General features: G+C 56.0%; 25 protein-coding genes. 15 read left to right on the top strand and 10 right to left on the bottom strand.

The genetic code is table 11. The features are described 5' to 3' along the window. Positions 1–3: 3 nt before the first annotated feature. Both OWK27_RS11900 and OWK27_RS11895 read right to left on the bottom strand, forming a co-directional pair. Positions 4–696 (bottom strand): molecular chaperone, encoded by a 693-nt coding sequence (locus tag OWK27_RS11900; protein ID WP_148420403.1) that lies wholly within the window; start codon positions 694–696, stop codon positions 4–6. A 52-nt stretch (positions 697–748) separates the two neighbouring features. Continuing rightward, positions 749–1,333: a fimbrial protein gene (locus OWK27_RS11895; protein ID WP_148420404.1), complete on the bottom strand. Its 585-nt coding sequence runs from the start codon at positions 1,331–1,333 to the stop codon at positions 749–751. Positions 1,334–1,707: 374 nt separating this feature from the next. Here OWK27_RS11895 and OWK27_RS11890 point away from each other — a divergent pair, with 374 nt between their 5' ends. The 14 genes from OWK27_RS11890 (at position 1,708) to OWK27_RS11825 (ending at position 15,909) form a co-directional block, all read left to right on the top strand. Then, positions 1,708–2,520 (top strand): winged helix-turn-helix domain-containing protein, encoded by an 813-nt coding sequence (locus OWK27_RS11890; RefSeq protein WP_148420405.1) that lies wholly within the window; start codon positions 1,708–1,710, stop codon positions 2,518–2,520. A gap of 18 nt (positions 2,521–2,538) precedes the next feature. Beyond that, positions 2,539–3,009: a hypothetical protein gene (locus tag OWK27_RS11885; RefSeq protein ID WP_148420406.1), complete on the top strand. Its 471-nt coding sequence runs from the start codon at positions 2,539–2,541 to the stop codon at positions 3,007–3,009. Between the two features lie 227 nt (positions 3,010–3,236). After that, complete coding sequence (locus OWK27_RS11880; RefSeq protein ID WP_148420407.1) at positions 3,237–3,860, top strand: common pilus major fimbrillin subunit EcpA; 624 nt, start codon at positions 3,237–3,239, stop codon at positions 3,858–3,860. A 45-nt stretch (positions 3,861–3,905) separates the two neighbouring features. After that, the gene (locus tag OWK27_RS11875; protein ID WP_176609095.1) at positions 3,906–4,583 is read left to right on the top strand and encodes a pilus assembly protein; all 678 of its coding nucleotides are present in this window, start codon (positions 3,906–3,908) and stop codon (positions 4,581–4,583) included. A 6-nt stretch (positions 4,584–4,589) separates the two neighbouring features. Next, on the top strand, positions 4,590–7,184 hold the full coding sequence (locus OWK27_RS11870; RefSeq protein WP_267590452.1) for a CS1-pili formation C-terminal domain-containing protein: 2,595 nt from the start codon (positions 4,590–4,592) through the stop codon (positions 7,182–7,184). Continuing rightward, positions 7,162–8,757, top strand: a complete 1,596-nt coding sequence (locus OWK27_RS11865) for a receptor (protein WP_148420410.1) — start codon at positions 7,162–7,164, stop codon at positions 8,755–8,757. The genes OWK27_RS11870 and OWK27_RS11865 overlap by 23 nt, the downstream gene beginning before the upstream one ends. 6 nt (positions 8,758–8,763) lie before the next feature. Next, complete coding sequence (locus OWK27_RS11860) at positions 8,764–9,417, top strand: hypothetical protein (RefSeq protein ID WP_267590451.1); 654 nt, start codon at positions 8,764–8,766, stop codon at positions 9,415–9,417. Positions 9,418–9,490: 73 nt separating this feature from the next. Continuing rightward, on the top strand, positions 9,491–9,685 hold the full coding sequence (locus OWK27_RS11855) for a hypothetical protein (RefSeq protein ID WP_013094846.1): 195 nt from the start codon (positions 9,491–9,493) through the stop codon (positions 9,683–9,685). 23 nt (positions 9,686–9,708) lie between these two features. Beyond that, positions 9,709–9,894, top strand: coding sequence for a hypothetical protein (locus tag OWK27_RS11850; RefSeq protein WP_148420412.1), 186 nt, complete (start codon positions 9,709–9,711; stop codon positions 9,892–9,894). 67 nt (positions 9,895–9,961) lie between these two features. Then, positions 9,962–12,058, top strand: coding sequence for a peptidase domain-containing ABC transporter (locus tag OWK27_RS11845; RefSeq protein ID WP_267590450.1), 2,097 nt, complete (start codon positions 9,962–9,964; stop codon positions 12,056–12,058). After that, positions 12,055–12,804, top strand: a complete 750-nt coding sequence (locus OWK27_RS11840) for a hypothetical protein (protein WP_267590449.1) — start codon at positions 12,055–12,057, stop codon at positions 12,802–12,804. The genes OWK27_RS11845 and OWK27_RS11840 overlap by 4 nt, the downstream gene beginning before the upstream one ends. A 6-nt stretch (positions 12,805–12,810) precedes the next feature. Next, complete coding sequence (locus OWK27_RS11835) at positions 12,811–14,061, top strand: HlyD family secretion protein (RefSeq protein WP_148420415.1); 1,251 nt, start codon at positions 12,811–12,813, stop codon at positions 14,059–14,061. An 89-nt stretch (positions 14,062–14,150) separates the two neighbouring features. After that, entirely contained in the window at positions 14,151–14,930 is a 780-nt protein-coding gene (locus OWK27_RS11830) for an MBL fold metallo-hydrolase (protein ID WP_267590448.1), read from the top strand. A gap of 25 nt (positions 14,931–14,955) precedes the next feature. Beyond that, the gene (locus OWK27_RS11825; protein WP_193355412.1) at positions 14,956–15,909 is read left to right on the top strand and encodes a GlxA family transcriptional regulator; all 954 of its coding nucleotides are present in this window, start codon (positions 14,956–14,958) and stop codon (positions 15,907–15,909) included. A gap of 28 nt (positions 15,910–15,937) precedes the next feature. Here the strand turns inward: OWK27_RS11825 and OWK27_RS11820 are convergent, their stop codons facing one another. From OWK27_RS11820 to OWK27_RS11805, 4 genes are all read right to left on the bottom strand, one after another. Next, the gene (locus OWK27_RS11820) at positions 15,938–17,026 is read right to left on the bottom strand and encodes an AAA family ATPase (RefSeq protein WP_176609088.1); all 1,089 of its coding nucleotides are present in this window, start codon (positions 17,024–17,026) and stop codon (positions 15,938–15,940) included. A 145-nt stretch (positions 17,027–17,171) separates the two neighbouring features. Further along, the gene (locus tag OWK27_RS11815; RefSeq protein WP_267590447.1) at positions 17,172–18,131 is read right to left on the bottom strand and encodes a YbgA family protein; all 960 of its coding nucleotides are present in this window, start codon (positions 18,129–18,131) and stop codon (positions 17,172–17,174) included. Positions 18,132–18,233: 102 nt separating this feature from the next. Then, positions 18,234–18,644: a hydroxyisourate hydrolase gene (gene uraH, locus OWK27_RS11810; protein WP_267590446.1), complete on the bottom strand. Its 411-nt coding sequence runs from the start codon at positions 18,642–18,644 to the stop codon at positions 18,234–18,236. A gap of 101 nt (positions 18,645–18,745) precedes the next feature. Next, a complete protein-coding gene (locus tag OWK27_RS11805; protein ID WP_148420421.1) occupies positions 18,746–19,471 on the bottom strand; it encodes a MerR family transcriptional regulator in 726 nt (241 codons plus the stop codon). Between the two features lie 117 nt (positions 19,472–19,588). On the opposite strand from OWK27_RS11805, the gene OWK27_RS11800 reads away from it, so the two are divergent. Beyond that, positions 19,589–20,113 (top strand): lipocalin family protein, encoded by a 525-nt coding sequence (locus tag OWK27_RS11800; RefSeq protein WP_148420422.1) that lies wholly within the window; start codon positions 19,589–19,591, stop codon positions 20,111–20,113. A gap of 2 nt (positions 20,114–20,115) precedes the next feature. Here the strand turns inward: OWK27_RS11800 and OWK27_RS11795 are convergent, their stop codons facing one another. The 4 genes from OWK27_RS11795 to OWK27_RS11780 are packed head-to-tail and all read right to left on the bottom strand — an operon-like array spanning position 20,116 to position 24,861. Then, complete coding sequence (locus OWK27_RS11795; RefSeq protein WP_267590445.1) at positions 20,116–21,126, bottom strand: fimbrial protein; 1,011 nt, start codon at positions 21,124–21,126, stop codon at positions 20,116–20,118. Next, positions 21,126–21,644, bottom strand: a complete 519-nt coding sequence (locus OWK27_RS11790) for a fimbrial protein (RefSeq protein WP_267590444.1) — start codon at positions 21,642–21,644, stop codon at positions 21,126–21,128. The genes OWK27_RS11795 and OWK27_RS11790 overlap by 1 nt, the downstream gene beginning before the upstream one ends. Then, complete coding sequence (locus OWK27_RS11785; protein WP_267590443.1) at positions 21,635–24,160, bottom strand: fimbria/pilus outer membrane usher protein; 2,526 nt, start codon at positions 24,158–24,160, stop codon at positions 21,635–21,637. Before OWK27_RS11785 ends, OWK27_RS11790 begins: the two co-directional genes overlap by 10 nt. 23 nt (positions 24,161–24,183) lie before the next feature. After that, on the bottom strand, positions 24,184–24,861 hold the full coding sequence (locus tag OWK27_RS11780; RefSeq protein WP_267590442.1) for a molecular chaperone: 678 nt from the start codon (positions 24,859–24,861) through the stop codon (positions 24,184–24,186). Positions 24,862–24,873: the final 12 nt, after the last annotated feature.

The raw sequence follows: 24,873 nt of genomic DNA, 5'->3' as shown, positions 1-24,873 counted from the left end.
CGATCACTGACTGGTGATAGTCCGGGTTTTATACGCGCCGAGATCGTCTACATACATCAGCTGGAAGCGCTGTCCGCGCTTAACCGTCTGCTTTGCGGTAACCGTCAGCTGCCCGAACGGGGAAACCATCGGGGACTCCTGGAGTAATTTCGTTTTACCCAGTGAAATATTGGCGACGGTAATATGGTACGGACTGTTATTCGTAATGCGGAAGCGATCCCCGTCGGCGGCGAGCGTCAGTTTTGCCACCGCGTCTTCCAGCGTGCCGTTGAGCGCAGCGGGCCGATAAAACAGCTTGATGCGTGATTTAATGGCCAGCTGTACGGTATTCTGATTTTGCAAATTTTCAGGCTTTGGCGGAATGTCGAGAACGTTCAGGAAAAAGACGGATTCACGATCCGCAGGCAAGCTGGACGGCAGCTTCTTAATGCGAAGCTGTTGACCATTATGTTCGCTGACCTTTATTACCGGTGGCGAAAGCAGAAACGGCACGTTTGCTGTTTCCGGCGTTGAATTAATATCGCCATCGTCTATCCAGGACTGCACCAGAGCGGGCGCATCGCCCGTATTCATTAACTGGACAATTACCTCTTTATTATTTTCTGGATAAAGGACACGGGTGCCATTAATGACAATATTGGCCCATGAGTGACCCGTGCTGAGCAGCAGGCCTGCCAGCAAAATTGCCTTACGCATGATTGCAACCTTCAATACAGGCTCTGCGAAAACAGAGCCTGAATAATTAATATTACAGGTAGGAAATGGTATAGGTAACGTTGGAGCTTAATTCACCCACCGTTGCGGCAGCCGCGTTGGTTTTGTAGTAATAAACGTCCAGCGTCAGGGTTTCAGAATCCGGCGCGGTCGCCGTACCCATAATATCGGTGGTGTAAGCCTGGTTCAGGGCAATAGGCGTAGACGACCCTGGCTTCACTAACGCAAAACCAACGTTACGCGCAACGCTGGTATCGTTTTCGTTAACCGTGTTATTCAGCAGGTATTTGCCGTCGGTAGAGATATTATCCGCGCTTGAGAAATAGACTTTCAGCGGCGTGCCGGTGGTGCCCGCGGCAGGTGAACAACCTGAGAACGTCAGCGCGATAGATTTTTTATTTTTAGTGATCAGGCCAACCGTCGTGCCGGCATCCTTTACCGAAATAGGAGAAAGCGCAACGGTAAAGTCCGCGCTTTTTCCGCCGTTAATGGTACAGGTTGTATCGGTAATTGCGCCGGTAAAGTTAATGACACCACCCGCAGAATTGTCTGCAGCCACAGCGCTGGTAGAAGCGATTGCTGCGGCCAGCATAGATACGGTCATGATCGATTTGAACATGATAAACTCCATAAAGATTTGTTTTATTTAAAAAGAATGTTCATCGGCTGCACATCTCCCTGACACACCGGCCAGACGCTTAGCGACTCGGGAGGATGCTTTGACGATATTATGTTGCACTAAAAATGTACATAGCGAAACATTATTCCAATATATTCTAATATTTAAGATTATAATCTTGAGGATTCGTTTTTCTTAAAGTTTTAACCTAAATGTTCATGTTGGAAGAAATTTATTAATGATTTAATAATCGTTAATTAATGAAGCTTTATGAATTCGTCTCTCAATTAATATCACGCGACTTGACCACACAAACTTTAGACTTATTATTGCCTGGCAAATGCACAAAAATTTAACAATGGCGTAATAATAATATGAAGTATCTCATTGATCTCACAATGCTTTATGAAGTAGACACCGGCATGATCATGATTAATGGAGAAGAAGAGTCTTCCATTAAGTTATCTAACCAGGCGGGACGTCTGCTTTATGAACTTATTATCAATAATGGTAAAACGCTCGACAGAGACGACCTGATAAAAAAGGTTTGGGAGGATCACGGTTTCTCCGGCTCTTCAGTGAGCCTGAATGTTGCCATAAGTGAAATCAGAAAAGCCTTTCGTACGTTAGGGTGCGATCCTTTACTGATAAAAACCATACGCGGCAAGGGGTTCAGCCTTGCCGCGCATATTGAGCATCACACGGTCAGGCCGCCGGTTGTTCCCGCTCTTAACGAACAATCTGCATCTGAAGTGAACGACGCTTTACTGCATAAGAAAGACGCGGATCCGCCTAAGCGAATAATAACGGTGCCCGCGCTCTTAATTTCGCTGGGCATGCTGTTGCTGGTGCTGGTTATCGGCGCCGTCATATTACTGCTGCACCAGCGCGTGTCTTATGCCGACAGCATGAATGATTCTGATATGCATCTGCTCGGTAAAGTGGACCGGTGTACGGTATACCTTATCGATAAGAATATGTTCCAGCCGCGACAGCACTACTTTAATCACGTAAAAGAGGTCATCGCGAAGCAGCATATCGACTGCCAGCATCAAGTTGCGGACGCTTACTATTCCAGGTTTAAAAAGTCGCAGATGGAAAATTATTTTCTGGCTATCTGTTATCAACAGGACAGTATCGACGATTATAAGAATTGCATTTCTTACAGAAGCCTGACCGGGAGTTAAAATATGTCAAGGACTAAAATGAGTGTAATGTTCGGTATCGTACTACTGCTGTCTGTTATCACGCTGGTATGGGTCTATTTAACGAGAACCCAGGACGAAGGATTTGGCTGCCAGTCAGATACGATTTCCTGGAAAACCTATTCCACGGGTGATTCAACCGATATGTCATTAACCACGCTCTTCTTGTTTAACAGTAAAGATATGGTGACGGTTATCCATAAAGGCGTACTGAAGAAAGAGGGCAAAAGCTATCTGATCGACAGGAATTACACGCTCAGCGTGGAAAAGGTCGACGGAAGTAATATTTTTTATATCAAGGATAAAAAGCTGAATAAATCTGAAGACGATATGGCACCCGACGGCGTTGTAAACGAAATGTTACTTGATAATATCAACTTCTTCTATATTACCAGCGTCAAAAAACAAGCGTGGTTAATTAAGGGGCTGGTTTTACCTGTAATGATGTGCGTGGCCGTGCCAACATCCTGATATTTCGCTTCGATGAAAAAATCGATATTTATCTATCGCCAAAAAAAAGACTAATTTACTCAATATGTAACAATAAGATACGGGGAATTTATTTCTCTTTTTATTGTTGCTTATCGCTGAGTGAATTTTTCTGTATTGCCTCGTTATTTTGCGGCTGTCTATACTCCGCCTCGAAAAAGGGGCTCCCCTTTTTATACATGTGGATTCTTTTTTGAAGGACTAAATAAATGAACAAACTGAACGCTATCGTTCTGGGCTCCCTGCTGTCTGTTTCTGCCCTGAGTGCAGTTAATGCTGCAGAAACGACGGCTTCTGCCACCTGGCAGGCAACCGCAACTAAAGACAGCGAATCCGATCTGGTGGTTACGCCAACGCGTGCTTTGAACTTTGTTTACAGCGCCAATACCAAATCTTTCAACACCGATACCGGTCTTTTTGACGTGGCTATCCGTGGCGATCACTCTACGGCGACCAGCTTTAAGCTCGAAGCTATCCTCGACGATTCAAACAACACCCTGTTCAGCGTGGGCGGTGAAGCGACCAAGCTGAAAGTGGGCGCGCGTTGGGGCGGTAACGACCTGGGCTCTATCGGTGGCACCGTGGGCGCAAAATCTACCTCATGGACCACGCTGGTTGATTCTTCTTCCAACACCGGCGTGTCTTCTGGCCTGTGGAACCTGACCACCAGCGCTGGCGCTGTGGCTGATACCGAAATCACCGGCCAGGACAAATTCGTCTTCTACGTTGACTCCGCTCAGGACAACGCGGGTACCGCGAAAGAGTTCAAAGACCTGACCAACAGCCTGTGGGAAGGTACCGTTTCTGTTGCGTTCCGCGCAACCTGGGGCTAAGGCCTGATCGATCCAGGGGCGCAAGCCCCTGTTTAGGGAAATAGCATGTTTAACCTCAAATCCGCCTTCTTATTTTTATTGTTTATTTCTTCCTCCGCGCTGGCCATTAATGTGGGAAAAGTCACCACCATTATTCCAGCGAACGCTGACTCCACCGCCAAGGAAATAAAAAACGAAGCAGACAGCGTGCGTATTGTTTCTGTTCGCGCACAGCGGATCAGCAGCCCGATGGATGAAGGTGTTGTGATTAACCCGGAGAAAGTGGACGAGCTGTTGCTGACGCCGACACGCATGGTGATGCCCGCCGGTACCAGCAATATTGTCAAATTTTACTATCACGGTAATGCCGACAATAAAGAGCGTTACTACCGTATCACCTTCACGGATGAGGGGGTGAGCGAAGAGGTGGACAACGGTTCGCCAAAATACGGCACGGGCATGACGCGCGCGGTGGTGAGCACCATTCTGGTGGTACAGCCCCGGGATAAGAAAATCGATTTCGTCTACGTGGCGGGAAAAATAACCAATAAAGGTAACACCTCTTTTCGCGTCAACGCGACCGGGACCTGCCTGAAGCCGAACCCGGAATCCCCGACAACGCCGTGTACCAAAAACTTCTACCTGATGCCGGAAACCTCGCGCGCTATCGAGGATATCAACATTACGGATAACCATTTTCATCTCGGAATATGGGACCTGAAACAGTTCATTCCTGTTAAGTAAGGATGCATGGTGAAAAATAAATTAGTGTTGCCGGTAATGATGGCTTGCGCATCCGGCACGCTGCCCGCGCTCGCGTACGCAGCCTCAAGCTCCGTGGTTATCGCTAATTACCGTTTTCCCGACTCGCTTTATGGATTGCTGGAGCAGGGGATCAAAATTCCCGTCTATCTGGTGAATGCGCGTCCTCAGGCAGCGCAACAAGGGAATCGCGAAGGCACGGCGAGCGAATACGTTCGTATCGGTGACGTGACGCTCTTTGCAAAAGATCGCAAGCTGGGGCTGAGGGACGTTCAGGTCCAGGAGTCTGATAACGGCATCCGCCTCTCTAATGAGATGCGGACGCTGCTGCAAAGCATTAACGATAAGCAGTTTGATGACCAGATGCGCATTCCGGTAAGCGCGGGTTCAGCGTTCCAGCTGGATCAGAAAAAAATGCGCCTGCTGCTGAACCTGTCGAAGAGCGACTACGGGGTGAATATTCGTCCGCGTGAGGTGGATACTGATGCCCCGACGTCCGACGACCTGAGCGGGACATTCTCCTACAACCTTGGGGCGTATCACACCGAGAGCGGCTACGGCGAAAGCTGGTCATCCGGCTATCTGAATGCCAAAAACTGGATCTCGATGGGCGTCGATCACCTGCTGATCGACGGCTCTGGCTACGTCAACGAGAGCAGCAGCGACACCCAGATGAACGCGGTCATGTGGGAGCGCGACTATCAGGGGATGCGCTACGCCGCAGGCATGCTGAACGGCTGGGCGATGCAGTCCCTGGCAAGCGTCAGCGGTATTTCCGGCGGTGAGGTCTACGGCGTCTCCATGGGCAACCAGGCCAACTCGCGCAAGCGCGATAACACGCTCTCCCTGACGCCGGTAGTGGTCTACTTCCCTACGGCGGGCGAGGCCCGCATTCGTCGGGACGGGCAGCTTATCGGTATCCAGCGCTTCGACGTCGGCAACCATGAAATTGACACCAGCAGCCTGCCCTACGGGATCTACAGCATCGAAGTCGAAGTGGTAAGCGGCAGCCGCACCGTGTCGCGCAGCATGTACACCGTAAATAAGCCGTTCTCCAGCAACGTGTCGGAAACGCTGCGCTGGCAGATGTGGGGCGGGATGTATAGCCGCGATAAGTCCGTCGTTAACTATAAAAAATACGCGAAGCGCAAAAACGAGCAGGACAACACGTACTACTACGATTACGACACCAAACATAAAGACACCATGTCGCTGGTGGGGGCCTCGTTCAGCAAGCGCAGCGGGATGGTCGACTGGAACGCCTCCACCTACATGATGCGGGAACACATCGTTGGCGAGATGTGGGCCTCCCTGAACCTGACGGGCTATTTCTCGGTTAATACCCAGACCATGGCCGCGTCCGACGGGACGTACCGCGCCAACTACGGCGCGAACCTCAGCCTGCCGTGGCAGATCGGTTCGGTCTGGTACTCACATGAACAGCTCTCCAGCGGTAAGTTCCTCGATATCTATGAGAGCAAGGGCAACACCTGGGGCGCCTCGTTCAGCCTGCCGTCGTTCGGGCTGCCCTCTGCGGGCAACCTGAGCGTGATGCGCCAGGAAGACGACCTTTATCGCTATAAACGCTACCAGCTGGATTACTCCCAGGGGCTTTACGCCGGTCGCTACGGCACGGCGCGCCTGCGCGTAGGGATGTCGCGGAACAAATACGACGGCTATTACGAGGAGAAAGATCGTTATGTGATGCTCGATTTCGCCGTACCGATCGGAAACACCGTGTCGGTTGGGGTCTCCCACAATCGTGATACCGGTACGGCGCTGAACGTCAGCGCCAGCCGCCAGTTTGAGGGCGATTACCTGAAGTCGGCCACGGCCAACGTCTCGAAGGCCTTCAACAGTCGCCAGGATCGCAGCGTAAGCGGCGGCGGCGGCGTGAATTTCGACACGCCGTGGAACAGCAACATTCTTAGCGTCCAGAGCGGCATGAGCAAAGGCTGGAACTCCACGCTGACCAGCGACGGCAGCGTGGGCTGGTCCAAAGAGGCGATCGCCGCCGGGAAAGGCACCGAAAGCGCAGGGGTGATCGTCAGCACCGGCCTTAAGCCGGATGAAGCCCTGACGCTGAAGCTTAATGGGCGTGCGGAACGCATCAAAGGGGATAAAACCTGGCTGTCGCTGCCGGCATACCAGGCTTATGACCTGGAGGTGATGAACAGTGAAACCGGTACGGAAAGCTATGAGATTGGCGCGAACGCGCGTCGCCATATCACCGTCTATCCGGGCAATACGGTGGTAATGAAGCCGCAGGTGAAGAAAATCGTCACCCTGTTTGGTCGTCTCGTTGATGCAAACGGTAACCCGATTGGCGCCACGCAAATCAAAAACCACGTCGGTCTGACCCGTACGGAAAACGACGGACGCTTTGTGATTGACGTTGATAAGAATAACCCTGTCCTGAGTATTGCCACACCGGACGACAGCGTCTGCGAGGTGCGTCTGGATATTGAGTCTAACCGCGGCGCGCTGTGGCTCGGGGACATCTCCTGTAATAAAGGCGATTTCGTCTGGCAGGAAGCAAAAGGAACGCTGGAACGTGACGATGAAAAAGATATTCGCTCTTAATTTGCTGCTGATGAGCGCGGCGGCCTGTGCGCAGGAGTTGCCCTACTTCGCCATCAATAACCCGGATAACGACGGCACGGGAAACAGCGCCGGGCTGTTTAGCCTGAACAGCACCTCGACCGCGTTTTTACACGGTTCGCGCGAGTGGCCGACGCTGAGCGCGAAAACGAATAACGGGATCGCCACCTACATACCGGACAACAGCTTCAACGGCCCGGCAGGCAGCGCGCTGACCATCGACTTTTCGGTGACCGGCTCAAGCGCCTCGCCGTTCTTTAAGGGGACAGCGTGTTCGTCCTGCGGCACCGCGGGCTACACCCCGACGACCAGCTATACCGACACGTCGATGGTGGTGAAGCCTCCGGTGATGGAGCCCGGCACGTCTTATGGACGCTGGGTATTGGGCGATCCGTTCTTCAACTATCTGCTCAACGCCGCGCCAGGCGATGAGGTGACCATCACCTCCACGCCGCAAATCAGCTCCATCAACAAGGTCACCACCACCAATACGCTTCACAAGGTGGGCACGCTGACGATGACCAACTCCAGGGCGCTTAACCTGGGGATTGACCCGATCAGCGGCGAAGTGACGATTATTGACGGATCGACGGGGGCCACCTGCACAAAATACACGCGTAACACGGTGTCTGGCGTGCTGTGCGACCTGCTCGAGTACACCTTTATTGGTGAAGATATCTCCGGCTACAACGGGGGGCTGGCGCTTACCTCTTCCCGCGTAAACAGCGTGCTGCAAACGCACATGAACGGCGGTACCGGGCTTGCCGCGGAGCTGACCTTCGATGAAAACACCTGGTACAGCATCTCCGGCGGCATCCTGAGCGATACGCGCGTGCTGGCGAACACGTTCCTCGCGGCGCCGCAGAAAAACGGCGGCAAAGCGTACCTTAAGATCTTTTTGCCAAAGGCGTTGATTTTGAGCGTGGCGCAGGCGGGGGACGGCAGCAGCATCGGCAATATCGTCAGCCTGTGCCTGACGCCGGGCAACAGCTCGCTGGCGGCGGACTTCTGCTTCCAGCCCGGAGGCGGACTGGTGATTAACCCTATCGAGCCGGGTCTGGAAATTGTGCCCGATAACCCGGACTACACCCTCGATCCTGACGGTCTGGGCGGCTCCGGAAAAGGCACCATAGGCGAAACGCCGATTGAGATCCCCTACACCATCACCTACAGCGGCGCGCAAAAAGATGCGGCGATCGCGGTCACGGTAAAAGTAACCGGGCCAACGCAAAGCCTGAACGGGGTGGACTACTGCGCCTTCAGCGGCAACGGTTTTACGGTTCCCATTCCGGGCAACGTGCTGGTGGGGAAAAGCCAGGCGAGCATGGCGCATAACTGTAAGGGCGAAGTGTTGCCGATCCCCGCGCCTGCTACGCACCCGGAAGAGTGGGACAAAATGAGCTCCGGCGTGACCGATATGTGGCTATGGAAAACGCCGCTGGTGTTGCAGTTTGTTATGGACAACCCGGTCTCGAAAACTACCTACGACGGAAATAGCTGGTTTGGCGAAGTTACCGCGCAGGGAAGAATAGATGTTAGTGCATCCTGGAATTAATCAACCATGACTGCAAAATTCCTGGCTATTTTTGCAATAAATTGCTTCATTTCCACAGGGGCAAATGCTTTAATTATCGAAAGTTTGAATATTGATTTTCTGCCTGAGAAAGAAGTTGTTTTTCAGCCCATAAAAAATGATACCAGCGAGCGGCAGAATTATACCGTCTCGCTTATCCAGGTAGACGTTCCCAAAGAGAAGGGAAAAGAAACGGAAATAAAAGATGGCGAAGTCATGTATTCGCCAAAGCAATTAACGTTGGGGAGCGGCGAGCGGGCAGGGTTTAAATTTTACTATACCGGCCCGCACGACAATAAAGAGCGATATTATCGCGTAAAATTCACCGAGACGCCGCTCCAGGCAAAGGTTGTCACGCGCAAAGGCCAGCGCATCCAGTCGGATGTGGTGGTCTCGCTTGAGGCGATTTTGATTGTTCGTCCATGGACCCGACATTTTGATTATGCGTTTAGCAACGGGGTGGTGAGTAATACCGGGAATACCTATTTTAAATATGTTTCCTCGGTCGGATGCAGCACGCAATATAACAATTCAAAATATATTCCGCCGGGGCGCCGGCTGGAAATAGATAATGCCGGACAGGCCGCAAAGCGGATGATTATTTATGGAAATAAAATCATTCCGCTTACCACCTGCCCGTAGCAACCGCTTTCCTTCATAAAAGGAAATTAGCCTTTAGCAACACGCTAAAGATCCATAACTACAGGAGAAAAAAATGAAAGCGATTTCATTCGTAGAAGCGAAAGATATTATCGGTGGCGCGTTAAACCCGTTCGCTGGTCTGGTTAAGGGTGCACAGCTGGGTTACGACACCGGCGCGAGCATCATGGGCATGGTTGGCGGTGTGGTTGGCGGAATTCTGGGTGGCGCAATGGGCTTCCTGGGCGCGCTGGTTGGTAGCTACAACTAATTCACGTTTACAGGAAAAGTATCATGCAAGTTATCGATTTCAAAAAAGCACAGGACATCATCGGTGGTTGGGATCCGTTTGCGGCCGCTATTCAGGGCGCAAGCGCAGGCTATAACGCGGGCAGCCAGATGTTAGGCGCGCTGGGCGGCACCATCGGCGGCGTATTCGGCCTGGTGGGCGGCTTCATCGGCGGTTTCTTCAGCGCATAAGCGTGAAGAACGTTGTACGCATGGCCCGCATTGCCGGGCCATTTTTTTATTTCAGCCACGGATAATTATGTTTTCGCTCTTTCAGTATAAAAAGCAGGGTAAGACTCCTGTTATTCGCCAGCATGAATTTACCGAATGTGGGCTGGCCTGCCTGGCGATGGTGCTGGGGCACTACGAGCACCATGTCTCTGTCAGCCAGCTGCGCCGGGAGATTTCCGTTTCCGCCGATGCGGGAACCTCAATGGCGGAATTGATGACCCTTGCCAGCGATAAAAATATGTCCGGCCGGGTGCTAAAAGGCGAAATCACTGAAATAGAAACGTCTGAGCTGCCGCTCATCGCCTTCTGGCGCGGCAACCACTTCGTGGTGATCGTGAAGATCGACAGCCGCAGCGTGACCGTCCACGATCCCGCCAGCGGCGTGCGCCGCTACCGTCTGAAAGAGGCGGAAAAACTCTTTTCCGGCTATGTCCTTGAGCTTAAGCCCACGCCGTGTTTCGAAAAGAAATCTCCGGATGAAAAGCTGACCCTCGGGCGCCTGGCCAATAAATCTCCGAGCCTGTTCCAGCGCCAGCTGCTGCTGTTTGTGCTCTGTATCTTTACCCTCATCACCATGCTGGCGAGCCCCACCTACGTACAGCTGATCATGGATGAGGCTATTTCCCGCAGCGACAGCGATCTGGTGATATTGCTCACCGCTATCTTCGCTATCGTCTTTATTTTTGAAGTCATCGGTAAATTCCTCAAGCAGCTGCTTGAGATCCTGATGCGTAACATTGCCTATGACGACTTGAGCCAGTCCGTGCGGCACTACATGCTACGCACCCAGACCAGCTGGTTCCGCTCGCGTCCGCCGGGCATCGTGCTGGCCATTGAAAAATCGCTCCACGCCTGCGCGGAATTCATCAGCAATGGCTACGTGCAAATTCTCTTTTCCAGCCTGATCGCCGTCACCAGCCTGCTGTTTATGCTGCTCTATAACGTCAAAATTGCGGTGCTGACGATGCTGCTGATGGGCGTGTTTTTCCTGATCCGCTTTTCGCTGATTGGCCCTTACCAGCGCGCGGTGGACGACTCCATCGAGCGCACCGCCCAGTATGAATCTCTGCTGGTGGAGACGCAGAAAGGGATCATCACGCTCAAGGCGAACAACATGGAGCAGGCCCGGGACGCGGTGATGGACAAATCCCAGCGCGAACACATCGCCGGGCTGATGCGAAAAGAGCGGCTGCTGGCCCGCTTTGACGTGGCCTCGCTGCTGGTGATCAATGCCGAACAGCTGCTGGTGGTGTGCTTTGGTGCGTGGCTGATTCTGGAAGGGCAGATGAGTATCGGGATGCTGTACGCCTATATCAGCTACAAACGCTATTTTTCAGACGCCATGGTGCAGGTGGCGCAAAAGCTGCTGGACAAAAATGCCCTGAAGGGGCCGCTGGATCGCGTGGGCGACCTGCTGTTCGCCCCTTCAGAGACCAGCCAGTTTGGTAAGCGGATAGTGACCTCGCCGGTCTGTCTGCAGTTTGAGGACGTGTCATTTGCCTATCCTGGCCGGGAGGCCACGCTACAGCATATCAATATGACCCTGCAGCAGGGCGAAGAGGCGGTCATTGTCGGCCAGAGCGGGTCGGGGAAAACCACGCTGCTGCGTTTGATCTCCGGCATGCTGCTGGCGTCGTCAGGCACGCTGCGGATCAATAAGATCCCCGTTGAGGAGTGCGATCTCTCCTCGCTGCGCCAGCATATCCGCATCGTACATGCGGACGATATTCTCTTCACCGGCTCGATTCTGGACAACATCGCCTGCTTTGACAGCGCGCCGGATAAAGATCAGGTTATTGCCGCGTGCCGGCTGGCTGAGGTGGACCACGTCGTTGCCCGTCTGCCGCACGGCTACGAAACGGAAATGCTGCCGGGGAACACCTTTTTCTCCGCCGGGGAGATGCAGCGGCTGGTTCTGGCGCGCGCCCTCTACAGCCAGCCGAAGCTGCTGCTCTGCGACGAAGTGACGGCGAACCTGGATAAGACGACCGCGCAAAAGGTGCTGGCGAACCTGCGAAGCCTGGGGATTGGCCTGGTGTTTGTCACCCACTCGCCGGATGTGGTGGGCTGCCACGGACGTCTCTATACCATGGAAAACGGAACCCTGCGGGAGAGTGAGCAATGATGTTTCTGCCGCGCCTCTATGCCCGACTCTGCGCGCGCCAGGCCGGGCGCACCCTACTGGCAAACCGGATCGCCCAAAACTACAGCCAGTTTATGCGCTGCCCTGAGGCCGACGTCCCGGCTGATTTCCTGCACCAGAACGCCCATGAGCTGAGTGGTTTTAACTTCGTGGAGCAGATCTTTCCGCCCGCGCTATGGCGACGCAACGTCCGCTTCGATCTGCACGCCTATGTCGCGCAGTGGACGCAGGCGCAGGCGTTCTACAGCTCGCCCCGCACCCTGCTTCTGGGGATGCGCTGGGCGGGCTTTGGTCTGATCGTAGATGCGCTGCTCGCCACCGCGCCAGAGGATGTACGCTTTCAGTTTATTACCCGCCACCCCGCGCTGCATAAGCTCATGGCGGCACATGAAGAACGGCGCGCCGGTTCGTTTTTCGCCCCCCATCGCCTGGTGACGGTGCTGCTGATGGACGAACGCCTGCCGGGCGCGCCGCTGTTTGTGACTCAGGCGGGCGATCAAAAGGCAGGATTAACGGATGTCTCAACGCGCTTTTTATCGCGCTATGGCTACCGTATCCGCACGCTTCTGCCCGTCTGCTCGCTGCACTCGGCGGAATTTGCGCTGGAAAGCCAGGCGTATGCGCCGGAGGATTACCGTCAGGCGGCCACCGACACGCTAAACGCGCTGCGCAAAACCCCCACGCTCTGGAGTGCCTGGGACGATCTTTCAGTGATTTATCATGGATGACATATCGTGAAATTAAAAAACCGAAGCCGACAGCGTCGGGCGCTGATCCCGCACCACTTCTCAAAAAGTTACCACATCAACGCGCCGCGGCTGAAAACCGTGCTGGCGCTGTTCATCTCCTTTTTTCTCTGCCTGCTGGTCTTTGCGATTGTCTTTAATTTTTCGGAAACCACGCTGGCTCGCGGGGTGCTGATCCCGGCTCAGGGCGATGTCGAAGTGCGCGCCCGGGAGTCCGGTACGCTGGTTGATTTTGCCGTACGCCCGGGCCAGTACGTGAAGGAAAACGATCCGCTGTTCACCGTGTCGCAGGACTACGGCGGCAAGCAGGGCTCGGTGGTGCAGTTTGACCGCCAGCAGATGGAAGCCGAGAAAAAGCGCAGCGAGCAGCGCATTCAGGCTATTGAGGATTCTATTGCGTCGTACCGCAAAAACCTGGCCCAGCAGCTGAGCCTTACCGACCGGCAGATAGCCGTTTCCCGCGATAAGGTGAAAAAGCTGCGCGCGCTGCTTAAAAACAGCACCGACACCTACCAGGCGTGGAAATCCGTCTCCGGAAAGGGCTATGTTTCTAAAGTGGACCTCGATAAAAGCCACAACGATGTGCTCAACGCGCAGCTCAACCTGACGCTGGAGGAGAGCACGATCCTTGAGCTTGAGGCGCGCAAAACCAGCCTGACCGACAGCACCCAGTCGCAAATCGACTCCCTGAGCGAGGAGCAGCTGTACGTGAAAAACCGCATCAGCGAAATCGACCGTAACCTGTCCAGCCGGGGCAGTTCGACCATGGCCATGCTTGCCCCTGCGGATGGCTACGTGGTGGCGATTAACTTCCCGCCCGGCCGGGCCATTACGCAAAACAGCGAGGTGGTGGTGGTGATCCGTAAAAATACCGCGGCCACGATGGAAGGGTACCTTTATGTTCCGGCAACGGGGGTGGGGCGCGTGGCGAAAGGCGATAAGGTCAAGCTGCGCTTTGACTCCTGGCCCGTGGACAAATACGGATCGGTGGAGGCAACGCTGTCCGATTTCTATGAGGTAAACATTGATGCCCATTCGGCGCTGATCCCGCTGCAGGAAGGGCAAAACTACTACCTGGCCAAAGTGCGCGTTCCCTCCTGGTTTACCGATCCGGACAAGAAAAAGCGCATGCTGATGGGCGGGATGACGGTTAACGCCGATATCGTCATCGATCGTAAGCCGCTTATCAATCTGCTGATTGCTCCGCTGGAAAGGGTGCGCAAGCGGTTTATCGATTGACCCGATTCCATCGATCATCGCCCTGTAACCCACATTTTAAACGACAGCATGCGGCTATTCTCCTTCTCATACCAACCGGAGGATAGCCCATGAACATCACCCAAATACGCAATGCCACCCAGCTGATTACCTATGCGGGAAAACGCTTTTTAATCGATCCGATGCTGGCCCCGAAGGGCGCTTATCCGGGCTTTCCCGGCACGGCGCGCGCGGATATTCGCAACCCGATGGTCGAGCTTCCGGTCGACGTTCATACGCTGCTGGATGCCGACGCCGTGATCGTCACCCATACCCATGACGATCACTGGGATCGGCACGCCGTTGAGCTGATCGCCAAAGATAAGCCGATCTACGTGCAAAATGATAGCGACGCCGCGCTGCTGCGCGGCCAGGGATTTAACAACCTGACGGTCATGACCGATGAAACGTCGTTTGGCGATATCCGCATAGCGAAAACCCACGGCGGCCAGCACGGAACCGATCGCGCCTACGCCGTTCCGGAGCTGGCGGAACGGCTGGGCGAAGCCTGCGGAGTGGTATTACGCCATCCCGATGAAAAAACGCTCTATATTGCCGGAGATACGATCTGGCGCGATGAGGTTGCGGCCGATCTGCAAAAGCACCGGCCGGATGTCGTCGTGCTCAACGCCGGTTATGCCCACGTCATCGGCTTTGGGCCGATCATCATGGGGCAGGAAGACCTGCTTAACGTGCATTTTCTGTTGCCTCAGGCGAAAATTGTGGCGACCCATATGGAGGCCATTAACCATTGCCTGCTGACCCGCCGCGCGCTGCGCGAGTACGCTGAAGCCAATCAGATCGGTGACGCGGTAAGCATTCCCCAGGACGGCGAAACCGTTATATTCTGAGCCTCTGAAAGGAAAGGAGAGACAGATGCCACTCATCAACGTTGCTATCGTCGCGGTGGACGGGTTTAGCCCGTTCCACTACTCCGTTCCCTGCATTCTGTTCGGCGATACGGTGTCGGGTGAAAAGCGCTTTAACGTGACAATTTGCGCCGAAAAACCCGGCATGTTGACCTCAAATGACGGTTTTGCACTGAATGCGACGCAGGATTTTACTGCCCTGGGGCAAGCGGATATCGTGGTGGTGCCTTACTGGCAGCACGTTCTTGAACGTCCGCCCCAGGCCTTGATCGACAGCCTGATTCAGGCCCGAAACAACGGGGCAGAAATCGTCGGGCTGTGCCTGGGCGCGTTCGTGCTGGGCTATGCGGGCATCCTTGATGGCAAGCGGGCCGCCACCCACTGGGAGTTTGAACGCCAGTTTCAGTCGCTCTTTCCGCAGGTCCGGCTGGATATCAACGCCCTCTATGTTGCTGACGGCAATATTATTACCTCTGCGGGTACCGCCGCCGCGCTGGACTGCTGTTTGTATATCATCCGCCAGCGCTTTGGCAGCGTGGTCGCCAATCAGATTGCCCGTCGGATGATCGTGCCGCCGCACCGCGAGGGCGGGCAGGCGCAGTTCATTGCGCAGCCGGTGCCGAAGGATACCCGCGACGGGCGGATCAACTGTCTGATTGACTACCTCCAGCAGCACATTGCCGAACCGCACAATCTGGATTCGCTGGCGGAAATCGTCTCGATGAGCCGCCGGACGCTGACCCGCCATTTCAGCAAGGCCACGGGGATGAGCGTGGCCGACTGGCTCACCGCCGAGCGCCTGCGGCGCAGCCAGATCCTGCTGGAGTCCGGCAATCTGCCCATCGAAAACGTCGCCGAGCAGGTGGGGTTTTTATCCGCGGTGACGTACCGGCAGCAGTTTAAGGCGCGCTTTGGCGTCAGTCCGGCGGAGTGGCGTAAGACGTTCCGCACTCGCCTGTAGGCCAGGTAAACGTAACGTCACCTGGCAACTACCCCAACCGCTCCATCCGCGTTTCGCCCTCCACCATCGACAGCTGATACAGCGAAAACGACCGGTGCTTTTCAATTAACTGTGCCAGCTGCGGCGAGTGGCTGGTGAGCCAGATCTGCGAGTAGCGGCTGGCCTCGGCAATGAGGCTTGCCAGCGCGGGCAGCATTTGCGGGTGAAGGCTGTTTTCCGGCTCGTTGAGGGCGATAAAGGCCGGTGGCCGCGGGCTGAGTAACGCCACCGCCAGGCACAGGAAGCGCAGGGTGCCGTCGGAGAACTCTGCCGGTTCCAGCGGGCGGCTTAAGCCCTCGCGCTGCATCATCATGCGAAAGCGTCCGCCGGTGTTGTCGCTGTAAAACACACAGCCGGGGAAGGCCTGGTCGAGGATGCGCATCAGCAGCAGTTCGTCGCCGATTTCGACAATGGTCTGAAACGCGGCGGCAAGGTTCGCGCCGTCGCTGGCCAGCACCGGGGAGCGGAAGCCCACCTGTGGCGCGCGGATCGCCGAGCCGGATGAGACGGAAAACTCATGATAAAAGCGCCAGTTACGCAGGGACTCGCGCATCTGCGACACTTCCGGGTAGAGGTGCGGTTCACCGAGCTGCCCGAATACCGATTCGTTCTCATACAGCGTGCCGCTGTGGGTCACTTTTTCATGATGGACGTTATTGAGGAAGACCGCCTGATTTCTGCGCTTCATCAGCTGTGACGACGGGCGACGGTGCTGGCCGCTCAGCCAGATAGACTCCTCTTTGATCACCGGATCGAGCTGAAACTGCGAGGGATAAGGCAGCTTTTCCACAAACCCGACCTGGAGTTCATACTCATAGGTTTCGGTTTCCACCGCCAGGTTCATGCGCCGCAGCCGATCGCTACGGGTTTGACCCGCCCAGAACACCTTCAAAATGCCGCCCTCGTTCGCCAGTGCCTGGGAAAATTGCCCCTGCGCCGCGCTGTGCATCAGGTAAATCGCCTTATAAATATTGGATTTCCCGGTGCCGTTGGGGCCGAAAACAATGTTGAGCTGTTCCAGCTCCAGCGACATGTCGCGAATCGAGCGGTAGTTTTGAATATGCAGGGTGTTGATCATTGGTTTACTCCGCGGTGCTGTCTTAACCTGTATATAGTTACAGTGTTTTGCGCGGAGTGCAAAAAAAAGACGACAATGAGGTGTCGTCTAAACGGGGTACGGCTTTGGGCCTCTGTGGGTCAACGGGGCCTTCGCTTCTTTATTATCAGGTTACGGCCAGACGCAGACCCAAATCATCAGGATAGGGATCAAAGTAGTTTTGCGTCATCAGATACCGGTCAGGGTATTCGGCCAGATAATGTTTCAGCAGCGTCAGCGGCGCGAGGATCGGCAGCAGTCCGTCGCGGTAGTGCAGGATCACGTCACGCAGCTCACCGCGCTGGCGGCGGTTCAGCTGGTTACGGAAATAGCCCTGAATGTGCATCAGCACGTTAGTGTGATTTTTACGTGACGCGGGTTTTTTCAGGATCGTCATCAGCTTTTCGCGATACGCCACGAAAAACGCGTCCAAATCGTCCCACTCGTGCAGCGATGCCACAAACGGGCCAATTTCACGGTAGCCTGCCTGATGATGCGCCAGAAGCTGAAGCTTATAGCGGCTGTGGAAGTCCAGCAGCGCGCGGCGCGTCAGGCCATTTTTACGCAGCACGTTCAGCTCGTGGAGGGCGAAGACGCGCTCAACAAAGTTTTCCCGCAGCACCGGATCGTGCAGTCGACCATCCTCCTCCACGGGCAGCCACGGCCAGGATTCAAGGAGAGCGGCGGTGAACAGCCCGACGCCCTCCTTGCGGCCCCGGTTGCCGTTTTCATCATACAGCCGCACGCGCTCCATGCCGCAGCTCGGTGATTTTGCACAGACGATAAAACCGGACAAATCGCCGATTTTTGGCAGATAATCGCGCGTGAAGTCGGCCATTTTCTGCGTAACGTCATCGTGCGGCGCTTTGCTAAAACGCATTTCTGTCTCGCCGCTAGTGGTCATGATCAGGCGCAGCGCCGGACGAGGCGTAGGCAGACCGATGGCCATCTCGGGGCAAACGGGCCGGAAAGTGACCCACTGGGCCAGCTCGTCCATTACAAAGCCCATACGCTTATGCCCGCCGTCAAAGCGAACGGCGGAGCCGGTCAAACATCCGCTAATACCCAGCACAGGTTTTGTTGTCATGGTGTGCACCTCCCGATCTCATATCTAAAAGTTACACAACAATGAGTATTTGTCCAAGTATTGGCGGAATTATTTTTTAATAGCCTTTAAAATCAAAGGCAATTAGCTGCCCTTGTAGGTCGAGTAACCGTACTGGCTGAGCAGAAGCGGGATGTGCAGCTTTTCGTTAGTACGCGTCACGGTGAACAGAACCGGAACTTCCGGGAAGAACGTTTCCAGCTTTTTACCGTGGAAGTAATCGGCGGTTTTGAAGGTCACTTTATACACGCCAGGCTCCATATCCCGATCCTGCGGATAGAGTGATTTGATACGCCCGTCGTGGTCGGTTTTACCGCTGGCAATCGGGGTCCACTTGTCCTGCTGCTGCTTCTCAAGCGTGACGGTAACGTCCGATGGCGGCATACCGTTTTGCTGGTCAAGGACGTGCACGCTGAGCGTGCCTGCCGGGGCGCTGAAGGCGGCAGGGGCGAAGGCCAGGGTAGAGAACATCAGCAGTGGGAGTGTTTTTTTCATCGCGTTTTCCTGTTGTGTGTAATGGGTGACAGGAAAACGTTAGCACTCGCTGCGCGGAAAAATATTCAACTTTTCGTGAAGTTTGCCACAGCAGAAAATAATCAGAGGATAATCACCTCAAGGGAAACCTGCTGTTGCCACTGCGCGACCTGTTTTTTCCGCGCGGCGGTGAGTTTGCCGCTGGTGACCAGCAGCCATTTGCGATCCGGGAAAATTTCCGGCGCCAGCGCGGCAGGGGGAACCGGCAGGATGTCGATGCGGTGGCCCTGGCCGGTGCGGGTTAACGCTTCGAGCCAGATTTCACACGGGTCGTTGAGGTACCAGCCGCTGATGAGAACGTTATCGCCCGGCGCTTTTTTGTCGCCCTCAAGGCAAAACGAGGTGTAGGCGATGATAATCCCGTCGAGGATCTCGCGCAGGGTCATGGCGGCGGCGACGTTAGCTGATATCTGGCTGCGCAACGGACGCAGCACGTTAGCCACCAGCTCCGGCCGAGGGTATTCGCGTCCGGCGTCGTAAATCATCTGACGCAGGGATTCGATTTTTCCCTCCTGCAATTTTTGCATCATGGTCTGTTGCAGGGTTTGCCAGTTGTTGGCGCGACGCGGGACGGGGCGCTCCAGCAGCGATTTTACCTGGCCGATGGGGACGCCTTTTTTCACCCAGTCGAGGATTTTTAACGCCTGCTGAACGTCCTCGTCGCTGTACTGGCGATGGCCGCCGTCCGTGCGCTCTGGCTTGAGTAAACCATAGCGGCGCTGCCACGCCCGCAGCGTGGTGGCGGTGATGCCGCTGAGTCTGGCGAATTCGCCGATGGAGTAAGCCATGTCTGCATCCGAAGAGAAGGAATAATCTCAATATACTACGAATATTTGATGATGAGATGAAGCACCGCACCGGTGCACTACACTTAACTTCCAACCGCGTAAAAGAAAGGAGCTCTCATGAGGCTATGGCCTGTTGTTACCGGTGTCGCCATTGCGCTGACGCTGGTTGCCTGTAAATCTCCCACGCCGCCGAAAGGCGTGCAGCCCATCTCAGGCTTCGATGCCAGCCGCTATCTCGGCAAATGGTATGAAGTCGCCCGACTGGAAAACCGCTTCGAGCGCGGTCTGGAACAGGTTACTGCGACTTACGGCAAGCGCAGCGACGGCGGCATCAGCGTGCTTAACCGCGGCTACGATCCGGTGAAGAACAAGTGGAACGAGAGCGAAGGTAAAGCCTACTTTACCGGCGAGCCGACCACGGCCGCGCTGAAGGTGTCGTTCTTCGGCCCGTTCTACGGCGGCTATAACGTGATCAGGCTGGACGATAAGTACCAGTATGCGCTGGTCAGCGGCCCGAACCGCGACTACCTGTGGATTTTATCGCGCACCCCGACCATCCCGGATGCGGTAAAACAGGACTACCTGAATACCGCACGCAGTCTGGGCTTCCGGGTCGATCAGCTGGTGTGGGTTAAGCACTAAGCCTACTGATACGAAAAGGTGATGCTCGCCAGCGCGTTAGCCGAGCCGGGGACCAGTTCTCCGGTTCGGATATACTGCGCCTGGAACGGCAGCGACAGCGTTTGTGCCGCACCGGTGGTCTGGATATAAAACTGTCCCACCGTGCCCGCGGCCGAGCTGTCCGGCCCCATCGTCAGCGGCCCGGTGCCGTTATAGTAAAACTGCACCCCGATGCCGGAGGCCGTGGAGTCCCCGGTCAACGACACGACCGATGAGGTGTTTGACGGCGTGGTCTGATCGGTCATGACGGCGTTAACCGCCACGTTCTCATCGCAGCTCAGGCTGACGGTAAACTCCCCCGACGGCGAGGTGCTTCCAACCACGGGCAGGGTGTGGACGTCAATGGCGCCCAGCTCAACGTTGGCGCTTTTTGCCCCCACCGTGCAGCCGCTTGCCGTCACCGTGATGGTGGTAGGGTTGATGATCACCTGCGCGGTTTTCACTTCGTTGTTGTAGGCCGTCAGGATCGCCGCGTTGAGGGTACCGGTCTGATAAACGCCGGATTTCAGGGCGGTACCGGTCTTGATAAAGGTCACTTTTGCCGACCAGCCCAAAGAGGTGGCATAGCCGTTGGTGCCGTCTGCGGGATAGCTCTGGGTAACGCCGGTTTGCAGCGGTACCCAGGTGGTACCGTTGAAGTCCTTCAGCCCGATGATGTACCCCACGCCGGGCACGCCGGTTTCAAAAATGGTGTAATTTGCCCCGTCCACGGTGACCGTCATGCCGCTTGATATGGCACTACTTCCCGGCTCCAGCGTGCCTTTGTTACAGGTAAACACCAGTCCACACCAGAAGACCTCCTGCACATTCGCCGTGGCGCTCCACGTTGAGCCGATGATTTTACCCGGCGTGATGGAGTCCGCCGGGCCGCTGTAGGTCATCGGCTGGGGCGACAGCACGATATCTGATTTCCACTCCATTGCGAGCGCGCTGGTCGACGCCAGCAGCCAGCCGATCGTCAGAAAAATACGCATTATTGATACTCCGTAGTCCAGGTAGCCACGGCGGAAACGTCGCCGACCGTTACGGGAGCGCCGGTCGCGACCAGCCGTGCATAAAACGTCATGTTCACGCTCTCATCGCCCGCCGCGCCGTAGGTGCGGGTTTGCGCGTCCAGCGGGATCGGTACGCCGTCGCGGTCGAGGATCTGCACCGCCACGCCGGTCGCGCCGCCGTCGGCAATCTTCAACAGCTGCGGGTTCTCGCTATCCGGGCTGCCGCTGAAGCGAATTTTTACTCCGGCAAAGGTCGGCCCGCACTCCTCAAGCCTGAGCGCGAAGGGCGTTTTGACGTTGCTGACCGCGCCCGTCTCGCTGAACTGTTTGATGCCGGGAGTGCCCAGCGGCACGTTTTGCTCCTTCGACGCTTCCGCGACGATGCAGGTATTACCGATGACGCTGCCGGTAACGGAGACCAGCACGTCATAGCCGCGTACCGGAACGGCGATCGGCAGCAGCAGGACCAGATAAAGAAACCGGACGGTTACTGACATACCACCTCCTGTGAATAAAGCCCGGTGCGGGCGTTATAATTCTGCGCGTTCAGCGCGTAGTGAATGGTGCAGCGCTGGCCGCTGCCGCGTCCCCACGCGGCGCTTAAGGTTCCTTTTGCTGACAGGCCGGTCAGATACAGGCTGCCGCCATCGCCGACGATACCGCTGGCGTAGTTATCCTCTGATGAGACCAGCGCGCCGAATGGGAGCACGTCCTTCGCATGACGCACGATCAGCATCGCTTTAGCCCCCTGACGCGTGGTGAGGGTGGCGCGAACCAGCGCCCCGTCGGTCGGCGTTTTGTTGACGATGGCGTTCTCCAGCTCCACGTCGCTGCCAACGGTTGTGACATCCAGCGCAACCTGATTGACGCGGTACGGCGTGGCGTAGGGGATCACCGCATAGCCCCGGCTGTCGGTTTTAATGCCCCTGTGGTTGAGCACGGTGACGTTGCCGGCTCCCGGCGCTTTCACCAGAATATTGGTGTTCCCGAGCGGCTGGCTTAGCGTCAGACCATCTTCATGCAGTACCGCGCCGCCGCGCATTCCGTAGCTGAGGTTGCGGGAGTCGCCGGCGTAGCTGTAGCCCAGGTTATAGTCTCCCCATGCGCCTTCATACTGCAGCGCGGCATCGCCGCCGTAGTGCTGCTGCGCGCTGTAGCGCTGGTTGACGCTATAAAAGAGGTTCTCCTGCCCCGGCAGATATCCGCTCACGCCTGTACTGGCGGTAGTGCCGGCCGGGTCCGCATGGGTGGCGGTAAAGCGAAGACGCGTCGACAGCGCCGGGTTGCCCAGCGGTACCGAAAGGGACAGCGCCAGGAGGTTATCTTTCCTGCTGTCGTACAGGCTCGAGCTTCGCTGAGCGCTGATGCCAAGCGACAGGTTACGAAACGTAGCGTTCCACGCGAACTGCAAACTTTGCATGGTTTTCGACGTGTTCCAGTAGGTTTGTTGATCCCATGACAGCGACAGCGAGCCGTACTCGCCCATCGGCTGCGACACCAGCAGCTGGTTTTTGGCTTTACGCGCCATATGCAGGTTGTACACCGAATCGTAATGGGTGGTGACGGTGCCATCCGCTTCCACGGTCTGCTTCGGCGCTCCCCCCGCCATGCTCTTCCACGCGGTATCGCTGAGGGTATAAAACCCTTCCGTTGAGTACCGCAGCGAAAAGAAGTTGATCCGCGTACCGGTATTGTTCAGCAGCTTGCTGTACCGCAGGCGCACCGAATCGCCGGTGTAGCGCTGATTATCGGCCAGCTGGCTCCTGGCATGGGTCAGATCGAGAGAGTACGCGCCAAAGCGGCCGAGGTTCTGCCCAATACCGAAGGCCAGGCCGCGATAGCGATCGGAAAACTGCGCTCCGCCATAAAGCGTGAGGCCATATCGCCAGCCCAAAAACAGCTCGCCCTGGGCGAAGGAGGGCGAGATCTGATTGCCCACCGGACGGTATTTCCCCGCTCCCAGGGCATACTTCACCTGACCGTTACGCACCAGATTTGGCACGCTGGCAAAGGGCAGGGTGTACCGCGTCTGGCTGCCGTCGCTCTCCTGAATGGTGACCGTGAGATCGCCGCCGGAAGAGGTCGGATAGAGATCTTTCAGCACAAAGGCCCCCGGCGGAACGGAGGTTTGATAGATGATGTTGCCGTTCTGGCGAACCGTCACCGTGGCGTTGCTGCGCGCGATGCCGCGCACTTCAGGGGCGTACCCGCTCAGGCTGGCGGGCAGCATATTGTCATCGGTCTTCAGGGCTACTCCACGCAGGCCAACGGTGTCGAACACCTGCGACGAGGTGTACGTTTCCCCCGCATAGATCTGAGCGCGCAGGGCGCGGATATCCCGCTGTAGCCAGGTCTGCACGTGGGTCAGTTCGTTACCCTCTTTGGTCCACGTGGTGAAATCACGCAGCCGCCATGCGCCAAGGTTGGCGCCGCTGTTGAGGCTGACGAACAGCTGCTGTTCCCGCGTGCGCGTCTCGCCCCGGTATTCATTATTCGCGCCGTTGACCACGTAGTTCAGCCATGCGGCAGGGATTCCTGATTCCCAGCTCTCGGGGCTGACGTACCCGCGCGGCACGTTGCGCATCGCGCTTTGCGGCACGGTGAAGCTGAGGGTGAGGGTCTTCTGGTCAAAATCGAACCGGGCATCGGCAACTGACCGGGTGACAAAAATGCAGCCCCGGGCAGGCGAAGGCGCATCCCCTTTTTCCTGACGGCTTTCAATCCCAAGCGCGGCGAACTGCTCTGGCGTAAGGCACGGCAGAGCTTCGCCCGATCTGTTTTCAGCAGCGCGGAACGTGACATTCCCTGTGAAGGCGTACCGGGTGTTGATATACACGTTGAGGTTGTAATCGCCCGGAGGCAGCGCGCTGCCGGCGTTCACCCAGGCGAGATCGGCGCCGTTTGCGCTCTCGCCGTTGAGAAACGCGGGGTTAAACTGCAGCTCGCTTTCAGCAGCCGCGGCTTGCCGAATCACCAGGGCGATTACCGTGGCGCACAGGATTTTTGTTTTCATGTGGTCACGCCTTACTGTTTTTATTATTGGGATAACGTGGTGCGGGTCGCAGGCGTCCATGCCCCATAATCGTTAATGGTCTGATAGCTCATGCTGCTCGCGTGGCTGAAGGTTTCCGCCAGCGTCACGCTGGCCTTCGGCGGCACCATGACGGGCTTCACCGGCCTGCCGTCGATTTTCACGTTAATGGTGGTGAGGTAGTACGGCGTCGGGTTGGTAAGCGTGACCTTCCCCGCGCGATACGCACCGGCCAGCTTTTTCCAGCCATCACCAACGCCTTCAGCCAGCCCTTCCGGGCGATAAAAAACCTTGATGCGGTTGGCCGACGCAAATTGCAGCGAGTTGCCGGAGCCGTTTTTTACCTGCTGTGGGATAGCTTTAACCGTCATCCAGTAAAGCGTTTCGCGATCGGCAGGCAGGGCGTTGCCGTTGAACATAATTTTCACCGCGCTTTCGCTGGCGGGCTTCATGACGTACAGCGGAGGCGTGATGACGAAATCGCGGGTACGGCTGCCTTTTTCGTCCTCCATCCACGACTGGATCAGGAACGTGGCGTCAGGATGGGTATTTCTCACCTGCAGCATTGTCTGCGCTGCCGCGCCGGAGTAGACCAGTCGCGTTGCGCCTAATCCCACGCCGCCGGCATACGCGGCGGTTGAACATAACGTTCCAGTCAGGCAAATCCATGTGTTTACGCGCATTGTGCGTCTCCT

Source organism: Enterobacter cloacae complex sp. 2022EL-00788, from assembly GCF_026627565.1.
GTDB lineage: Bacteria > Pseudomonadota > Gammaproteobacteria > Enterobacterales > Enterobacteriaceae > Enterobacter > Enterobacter pasteurii.
The sequence above is the reverse complement of the archived record's forward strand: the minus strand, read 5'-3'. Positions and strand labels throughout refer to the sequence as shown.